Raw genomic sequence first — 7668 nt, 5'->3', positions numbered from 1 at the left:
GTGCGAGTCCCGTCCAATTCTTCGCGAGACAGCAGCCTTGACTCAACCTCGAATAGCTTGGGATCGCGAGCCGAAATCTACGCGGGACGTAACAATAGGGGGCCTCCTTGAGGAGGCGCCCCTGCCACACCACCTGGCATGCGGGTCCGCACCAGGCGGTTCGAGAGCTTGAGGTCAGGAGAGTCGGGGCAGGCCAAGTCGGTCGAACCACGCAATGTCCAGGACCGCATTGAGTCCCTCTGCGCTGTTGCGCCACCAGCGCCGGCTGTTGGCCGCTACACGGTGAGCAACATCAGCGCGGGCGCCCAGCGCCAGCAGTTCCCGATACATAGTCGTTCCGCGCTTCCAGTGCTTGAGCTGTAGGGCCCTCAGTCGGTGGCGTAGCCATTCGTCCAGCTCGCGCCAGACCTTTGGTGTTTGCGCCATCCTGAAGTAGCCCTTCCAGCCCAGCAGATAGGGTCGCAGCCCTTGCACCACCTGCGCCATGCTGCGCCCGCCTGAGCGGCTGGTGAGTTGCCGGATGCGCGCCTTGAAGTTGCCCATAGCCTTTTGGGCCACCTTGCACTTCACCTCGCGCCCCTTGGCCACCCACAGCTCGTAGCCCAGGAACTTGCGCCCGAAGGCGCTGCCTACGGCACTCTTGGCTTCGTTGATCTGAAGCCCCAACTTGCCGTACAGCTCCCGCAGCCACGCCATCACCCGCTCGCCGGCTCGTTTGCTGCCCACGTAGACGTTGCTGTCGTCGGCATAGCGCGCGAAGCTGTAACCCCGCGCTTCCAATGCCTTGTCCACTTCGTCCAGCAGCACGTTGGCCAGCAGCGGACTCAGCGGCCCGCCTTGCGGTGTGCCCTGGTCGCGTTCCACCTTGACCCCGCCGTCCATGATGCCGGCGTTCAGATACGCGCGGATGAGCCGCAGCACGGCTGTATCCGGGATGCGCCTCTTGAGCCGGTCCATCAGGATGTCGTGGTTCACCCGGTCGAAGAATTTCGCCAGATCCACGTCCACCACCACGCGCTTGCCGGACTGGACGTACGCCCGCGCGGCTTTCACCGCGTCGTGCGCATTCCTGCCCGGCCGGAACCCGTGGCTGTGGTCGCTGAAGGTGGGATCGATCAGCGGTTGCAGCACTTGCAGCAGTGCCTGCTGGATCAACCGGTCCGTCACCGTCGGGATGCCCAGCTCGCGCTGGCTGCCGTCCGGCTTGGGGATCATCACCCGCCGTACCGGCGATGGCCCGTACTTCCCTGCCAGCAGCTCTTGGCGGATCTGCGGCCACGTCGTTTGCAGCAGACGATGGGTGTGCTCGATGTCGAGCCCGTCCACGCCCGCTGCACCCTTGTTGGCCTTGACCCGCTTCCAGGCCGCTTGCAGGTTCTCTCTCGTCAGCGCCACCTCCAGCAGGGAGCCAGCCCCCGCCCTCGGCTTTGCCGACCCTGTGCCCTGGTGTTCATGGGACGGGCCGCAGGCTTCGTCACTGACAGGATCGCGTCCGGCTTCACCGTGCGCTACGCCTGCCCGCCCGGACGAGTCCGGCATCTGACGCTTGGCCTTTGACATTCCCAGGTCCTCGGTCACTTGCTCTCGTTCGGTCCTTCGCCTCTCGCTGGCGGCCTCAGCGGCCCCGCTACCCGGCTACTACGACCTCTGCTGAGACCTCGCTGCGGCACCGCCGTCGGCCTTTCAGCCGTAAAGCGAGGCGTCCCCAGGTAAAGCACGCACTCCTTCATCGCACAACCGCCGCATCTACGCCACCTCGCCTTGATCACGAGAGCTTTGCGGTTCATGGCCCGCTCGCCCTGCTCGGCAGCGCCTTCTATGCGGTTCTTGTTCATCGGCTCGCGATTTACGCTCCACGCTTCCTTCCCACATTCGGTCGCCCTCGTGCAGTTGCGCTTCGCTTCGTTCGTCGTGATCAACTTACGACGGGACTTGCACCCGTAGGAGTGCGCCCATGCTGGGCGCACCATGAAAAAGGGCCGGCAATGCCGGCCCTTATCGCTTCCCGCCTGCGGTCAGGCCAGCTTGCCGTGGCAGAGCTTGAACTTCTTGCCACTGCCGCAGGGGCAGGGGTCGTTGCGGCCGACGTGGCCGTACTGGGCCAGCAGGGTCTCGGGGTCGACGTCCTGGCTGACCGAGCCGTCCTCGTTGGGGTGCTGGTAGGTCACGTTGGACACGGCCTCGGCACGGCGCTCCATCGCCTCGGCGGCCTCGTTGGCCTCCTCCTGGCTCTGGATGCGCACGTTCAGCAGCGTGCGCGTGACTTCCATCTTCACGAGGTCGAGCAGCTGGGAGAACAGCTCGAAGGCCTCGCGCTTGTATTCCTGCTTGGGGTTCTTCTGGGCGTAGCCGCGCAGGTGGATGCCCTGGCGCAGATAGTCCAGCGCGGCCAGGTGCTCGCGCCAGCGCTGGTCGATGCTCTGCAGCAGCACCATGCGCATGAAGGGATTGAACTGCTCGATGCCGACGCGGTCGAGCTTGCTCTGGAAGAGCTCGTCGCCGGCCTTGACGACGGCCTCGACGATGTCCTCGTCGCTGATGGAGTCGCTCTTCTTGACGAGGTCGGTCAGCGAGAGAGCTATGCCCCACTCGGCCTGCAGCACGGTCTCCAGGCCGGGCAGGTCCCACTGCTCCTCCAGGCTCTCGACCGGCACGAAGCTGCGCACGACGTCGGTCAGCGTGGACGCGCGCAGCGACGCGATCTGGGCGATGAGGGCCTCGGCTTCCAGGATGTCGTTGCGCTGCTGGTAGATGACCTTGCGCTGGTCGTTCGACACGTCGTCGTACTCGAGCAGCTGCTTGCGGATGTCGAAGTTGCGCGCCTCGACCTTGCGCTGGGCGCCTTCGATGCTGCGCGTGACGATGCCGGCCTCGATGGCCTCGCCCTCGGGCATCTTGAGGCGGTCCATGATGGCGCGCACGCGCTCGCCGGCGAAGATGCGCATCAGCTGATCGTCCAGCGACAGGTAGAAGCGCGAGCTGCCCGGGTCGCCCTGGCGGCCCGAGCGGCCGCGCAGCTGGTTGTCGATGCGGCGGCTCTCGTGGCGCTCGGTCGCGATGATGCGCAGGCCGCCCTCGGCCTTGACCTTGTCGTGCAGGCCCTGCCACTCGTCGTGCAGCTGCTGGATGCGGCGCGCCTTCTCGTCGGCCGGGATGGCCTCGTCGGCTTCCAGGAACTGGACCTGCTTCTCGACGTTGCCGCCCAGCACGATGTCGGTGCCGCGGCCGGCCATGTTGGTCGCGATGGTGATGACGCCCGGGCGGCCGGCCTGGGCGACGATCTCGGCCTCCTTGGCGTGCTGCTTGGCATTGAGCACGTTGTGCGGCAGCTTGGCCTGCTGCAGCAGCGTGGAGATCAGCTCGGAGTTCTCGATGGACGTCGTGCCCACGAGCACCGGCTGACCGCGTTCGTGGCAGGCGCGGATGTCGGCGATGACGGCGGTGTACTTTTCCTTGTCGGTCTTATAGACCAGGTCCAGCTCGTCGCGGCGGATGGTCGGGCGGTTCGGCGGGATGACGACGGTCTCGAGGCCGTAGATCTCCTGGAACTCGTAGGCCTCGGTGTCGGCCGTGCCCGTCATGCCGGACAGCTTGCCGTACATGCGGAAGTAGTTCTGGAAGGTGATGGAGGCCAGCGTCTGGTTCTCGGCCTGGATGGCCACGCCTTCCTTGGCCTCGACGGCCTGGTGCAGGCCATCGCTCCAGCGGCGGCCCGACATCAGGCGGCCGGTGAACTCGTCGACGATGATGACCTCGCCGTTCTGCACGACGTAGCTCTGGTCCTTGTGATAGACGTGGTGGGCCCGCAGCGCTGCATTCAGGTGATGCATCAACGTGATGTTGGCCGCGTCGTAGAGGCTGGCGCCCTCGGGGATCAGGCCGGCCTGCGTCAGCAGGCGCTCGGCAACCTCGTGGCCATCCTCGGTCAGGTGGATCTGGTGCGACTTCTCGTCCACCGTGAAGTCGCCCGGCTCGATGACGCCCTCGCCCGTGCGCGGGTCGAGCTCGCCGATCTGCTTCTTCAGATGCGGCACGACAGCGTTGATGCGCAGGTAGACGTCGGTGTGGTCGTCGGCCTGGCCCGAGATGATCAGCGGCGTGCGCGCCTCGTCGATCAGGATGGAGTCCACCTCGTCGACGATGGCATAGGCCAGGCCGCGCTGCACGCGGTCGGCCGTCTCGTAGACCATGTTGTCGCGCAGGTAGTCGAAGCCGTACTCGTTGTTCGTGCCGTAGGTGACGTCGGCGGCGTAGGCGGCCTGCTTCTCCTCGCGCGGCATCTGCGGCAGGTTGATGCCCACCGTCAGGCCGAGGAAGTTGTAGAGCTTGGCCATCCACTCGGCGTCGCGGCGCGCGAGATAGTCGTTCACCGTCACGACATGGACGCCCTTGCCCGTCAGCGCGTTCAGGTAGACCGGCAGCGTGGCCATCAGCGTCTTGCCTTCGCCGGTACGCATCTCGGCCACCTTGCCGGCATTGAGCACCATGCCACCGATCAGCTGCACGTCGAAGTGGCGCATCTTCAGCGCGCGCTTGCTGCCCTCGCGGCAGACGGCGAAGGCTTCGGGCAGGACGTCGTCGACCGTGGCGCCGCCGGCCAGACGCTGCCTGAACTCGGCCGTCTGCGCGCGCAACTCGTCGTCGCTCAAGGCCTCGTACTTCGGCTCCAGCGCGTTGATCTGCGCCACGGTGCGGCGATAGCCCTTGAGCAGGCGCTCGTTGCGGCTACCGAAAATCGAGGTGAGAAGCTTGGGCAACATGCTGCAATGAGTGAGGCTGGCGGGCGGCCGGCGGGTCGGCCCGGCCGGTGGGAGGCGCGAATCTGGGGTCGCGGCAAGGCATTGCAAGAAGGGCTTGCCCGGCCGCGCAAAACGGCGCAGTTTAGCAGCGGGGCATGGCGCAGCGCCCTGGCCTAGTCGGTCGGGCCGGGCGGCTGACTACACTGCCGGCATGTCCACCACGCCCCGCTATCTCGGCCCCAGGAGGCAGCACGCCAGTGTGCCGTCGCCAACGCCGGTGGCCGAGGCGCTACGCGCCCACGAGGGCCTGAACCAACTCAGCGCGCGGCTGGAAGCCTCGCGGCGCCGACTGCGCGTCATCGCCCCGGCCCTGCCCGGTGCGCTGCTGGCCAGCCTGCAGGCCGGCCCCATCGACGAGGAAGGCTGGAGCCTGCTGGTCGCCAACGCCGCCGTCGCAGCCAAGCTGCGCCATCTGCTGCCACGCCTGGAGGCCCTGCTGGCACAGGCCGGGCTGCCCGGGCGCATCCGCGTGAAGTTGATGCAGAAGTAAAAATCCCACTGACAGTGACACCGGGATTTCTAAAAAAAACCTACTGCCGTCGGATGGTGACGGGCAGTGGGTTTGCTTTGGTGCCGGCTATCGGATTCGAACTGATGACCTACCGCTTACAAGGCGGTTGCTCTACCAACTGAGCTAAGCCGGCGAAAAACAGGGCGCGATTCTAGGCGTTTGCGGCGCTCGCGGGCTCGTCACTTCACGCGCTTGAGCGCCGGGCGGGTGCCGCCGCTGGGTGCGTCGGGCGGTGGCTCGTCGTCCGCATCGCCCTCGGGCGGCTCGGACGCCAGACGCAGGCCACGGCGGGGTTCGGCCGCCGGCATCGCGGGCGGCGGCGCGCCGTCCTCCCGCGGCTCGGGTGCCGGGAAGGCCATGCCCTGGCCGTTCTCGCGAGCGTAGATCGCGACGACATGGTCCACCGGCACGACGATCTCGCGCGCGACGCCGCCGAAGCGGGCCTTGAACTGGATGAAGTCGTTGCCGAGGTCCAGCCCGCTGGTCGCGTCGAAACCGATGTTCAGCACGATCTCGTTGTTGGACACGTATTCCATCGGCACCTGCACCGAGCGGTCGACATGGACCGCGATGTAGGGCGTGAAGCCGTTGTCCGTGCACCAGTCGTGCAGCGCGCGGACCAGGTAGGGCCGGGTGGACGTGCCACCGCCCGCACCACCTTCGACTCCTTGCGTTTTATCCATGTACAACAGCCAGCCCGATCAGGGCGCAAAACAGACGATAGGCCCGGTGACTGCCGCGGAACCGGCTTTGCCGGGCCGCTGGCAGCGCCCCCTTGAGGGGGCGCGCAAAGCGCGTAGGGGGGTGGGCTGATCAGCGGCGCATGACCTTTTCGGAGGGCGTCAGCGCCTCGATGTAGGCCGGGCGGCTGAAGATGCGCTCGGCGTACTTCAGCAGCGGCAGCGCGTTCTTGGACATGTCGATGCCGTAGTAGTCCAGGCGCCACAGCAGCGGGGCGATGGCCACGTCGAGCATCGAGAAATCGTCGCCCAGCATGTACTTGTTCTTCAGGAAGATCGGCGCGAGCTGGGTCAGGCGGTCGCGGATCTGTGCGCGGGCCTTCTCCAGCTGCTTGTCCGTCGCCTTGGTCGTCGTGCCGCGGCCTTCGAGGATGTTCACATGGGCGAACAGCTCCTTCTCGAAGTTCAGCAGGAACAGGCGCACGCGGGCGCGGGCGACCGGATCGCCGGGCATCAGCTGCGGATGCGGGAAGCGCTCGTCGATGTATTCGTTGATGATGTGCGATTCGTACAGGATGAGGTCGCGCTCGACGAGGATGGGCACCTCGTTGTACGGGTTCATCAGTGCGATGTCTTCAGGCTTCGCGAACAGGTCAACGTCGCGGATCTCGAAGTCCATGCCTTTCTCGAACAGCACGAAGCGGCAGCGGTGCGAGTAGGGGTCGGTGGTTCCAGAGTAGAGGACCATCATGGCTTGGGCTCCCGAGGGGTCAGTCAATCAAAACGCGCGACGGCTGCCGCGCTGAAAAAGCAAACGCAGTGGGTGGCCTAGGCGCGCCCCACTGCGTGGTTCGGCACCGCCTGAGGCGGCGCCGGGAAGGACGGTGCTTACTTCACGTCCTTCCAGAACGAGGCGTTCAGCCGCCACGCAAATACGGTCAGGACACCGAGGAAGATCAGCACGACCACGCCCAGCTGGAAGCGCTGGCCCTGGGCCGGTTCGCCCATCCACTGAAGATAGGCCACGAGGTCGGCCACCGCCTCGTCGTACTGGTGCTCGTTCAGCTTGCCGGGCGTCAGTGGTTCGTAGCCGGCGAAGGCATGAACCTTCTTCTCGTGGTCGTGCCGGTCGGCGACTTCCTCGAACTTCGCGGCGCGCTGGCCCTGCAGTTCCCACATCACATGCGGCATCGCGACGCTGGGGAAGGCCAGGTTGTTCCAACCGGTGGCCTTGGTGTCGTCGCGGTAGAAATTCCGCATATAGGTGTAGAGGTAGTCGGCACCCGAGCCCTTGGCGCCATCGGCGCGCGAGCGGGCGATGACCGACAGGTCGGGCGGGTTGGCGCCGAACCAGGCCTTGGCTTCCTTCGGATCGAGGCTGACCTTCATGGTCTCGCCGACCTTGTCGGCGGCGAACAGCAGGTTGTTCTTGATCTCGACTTCCGAGAGGCCGATGTCGCGCATGCGGTTGTAGCGCATGTAGGCGGCGGAGTGGCAGTTCAGGCAGTAGTTGACGAACAGCTTGGCGCCGGTCTGCAGCGCCGCCATGTCCGACATCTTTTCCTTCGGGAACTTGTCCCACTCCATGCCACCGGTATTGGCCTGGACGGCGCCGGCCAGGCTCAGCGAGGCCAGCAGGAGGGCGATCAGCTTTTTCATTTGTGTTCTTGCTCCGCGG

The 7668-nt window shown here is 66.0% G+C and carries 6 protein-coding genes and 1 tRNA gene; 1 reads left to right on the top strand and 6 read right to left on the bottom strand.

Features of this window, described 5'->3' with window-relative positions:
* Nucleotides 1–174 precede the first annotated feature (174 nt).
* Both ltrA and secA read right to left on the bottom strand, forming a co-directional pair.
* Nucleotides 175–1560 carry a group II intron reverse transcriptase/maturase gene (ltrA, locus tag EV671_RS23925; RefSeq protein ID WP_415840539.1) on the bottom strand — a complete coding sequence of 462 codons (1386 nt, stop codon included), beginning with the start codon at nucleotides 1558–1560 and terminating at the stop codon, nucleotides 175–177.
* A gap of 455 nt (nucleotides 1561–2015) precedes the next feature.
* A complete protein-coding gene (gene secA / locus EV671_RS23915; protein ID WP_132576429.1) occupies nucleotides 2016–4760 on the bottom strand; it encodes a preprotein translocase subunit SecA in 2745 nt (914 codons plus the stop codon).
* A gap of 190 nt (nucleotides 4761–4950) precedes the next feature.
* Here secA and EV671_RS23910 point away from each other — a divergent pair, with 190 nt between their 5' ends.
* On the top strand, nucleotides 4951–5289 hold the full coding sequence (locus EV671_RS23910) for a hypothetical protein (RefSeq protein ID WP_132576428.1): 339 nt from the start codon (nucleotides 4951–4953) through the stop codon (nucleotides 5287–5289).
* Between the two features lie 78 nt (nucleotides 5290–5367).
* Here EV671_RS23910 and EV671_RS23905 read toward each other — a convergent pair.
* From EV671_RS23905 to EV671_RS23890, 4 genes are all read right to left on the bottom strand, one after another.
* Nucleotides 5368–5443: transfer RNA gene (locus EV671_RS23905), tRNA-Thr, on the bottom strand.
* Nucleotides 5444–5489: 46 nt separating this feature from the next.
* Entirely contained in the window at nucleotides 5490–5993 is a 504-nt protein-coding gene (locus EV671_RS23900) for a ClpXP protease specificity-enhancing factor (RefSeq protein ID WP_132576427.1), read from the bottom strand.
* A 130-nt stretch (nucleotides 5994–6123) separates the two neighbouring features.
* A complete protein-coding gene (locus EV671_RS23895; RefSeq protein WP_056874934.1) occupies nucleotides 6124–6741 on the bottom strand; it encodes a glutathione S-transferase N-terminal domain-containing protein in 618 nt (205 codons plus the stop codon).
* Between the two features lie 137 nt (nucleotides 6742–6878).
* Entirely contained in the window at nucleotides 6879–7649 is a 771-nt protein-coding gene (locus EV671_RS23890; protein WP_132576426.1) for a cytochrome c1, read from the bottom strand.
* Nucleotides 7650–7668: the final 19 nt, after the last annotated feature.

The organism is Roseateles saccharophilus (assembly GCF_004342485.1).
In the GTDB taxonomy this organism is placed as follows: Bacteria; Pseudomonadota; Gammaproteobacteria; order Burkholderiales; family Burkholderiaceae_C; genus Pelomonas; species Pelomonas saccharophila.
The sequence above is the reverse complement of the archived record's forward strand: the minus strand, read 5'-3'. Positions and strand labels throughout refer to the sequence as shown.

Bases quoted from the DNA above. Each gene is read 5' to 3' on its own strand.
- ltrA (WP_415840539.1), bottom strand. From the start codon at position 1,560: ATGTCAAAGGCCAAGCGTCAGATGCCGGACTCGTCCGGGCGGGCAGGC.
- secA (WP_132576429.1), bottom strand. From the start codon at position 4,760: ATGTTGCCCAAGCTTCTCACCTCGATTTTCGGTAGCCGCAACGAGCGC.
- EV671_RS23910 (WP_132576428.1), top strand. From the start codon at position 4,951: ATGTCCACCACGCCCCGCTATCTCGGCCCCAGGAGGCAGCACGCCAGT.
- EV671_RS23900 (WP_132576427.1), bottom strand. From the start codon at position 5,993: ATGGATAAAACGCAAGGAGTCGAAGGTGGTGCGGGCGGTGGCACGTCC.
- EV671_RS23895 (WP_056874934.1), bottom strand. From the start codon at position 6,741: ATGATGGTCCTCTACTCTGGAACCACCGACCCCTACTCGCACCGCTGC.
- EV671_RS23890 (WP_132576426.1), bottom strand. From the start codon at position 7,649: ATGAAAAAGCTGATCGCCCTCCTGCTGGCCTCGCTGAGCCTGGCCGGC.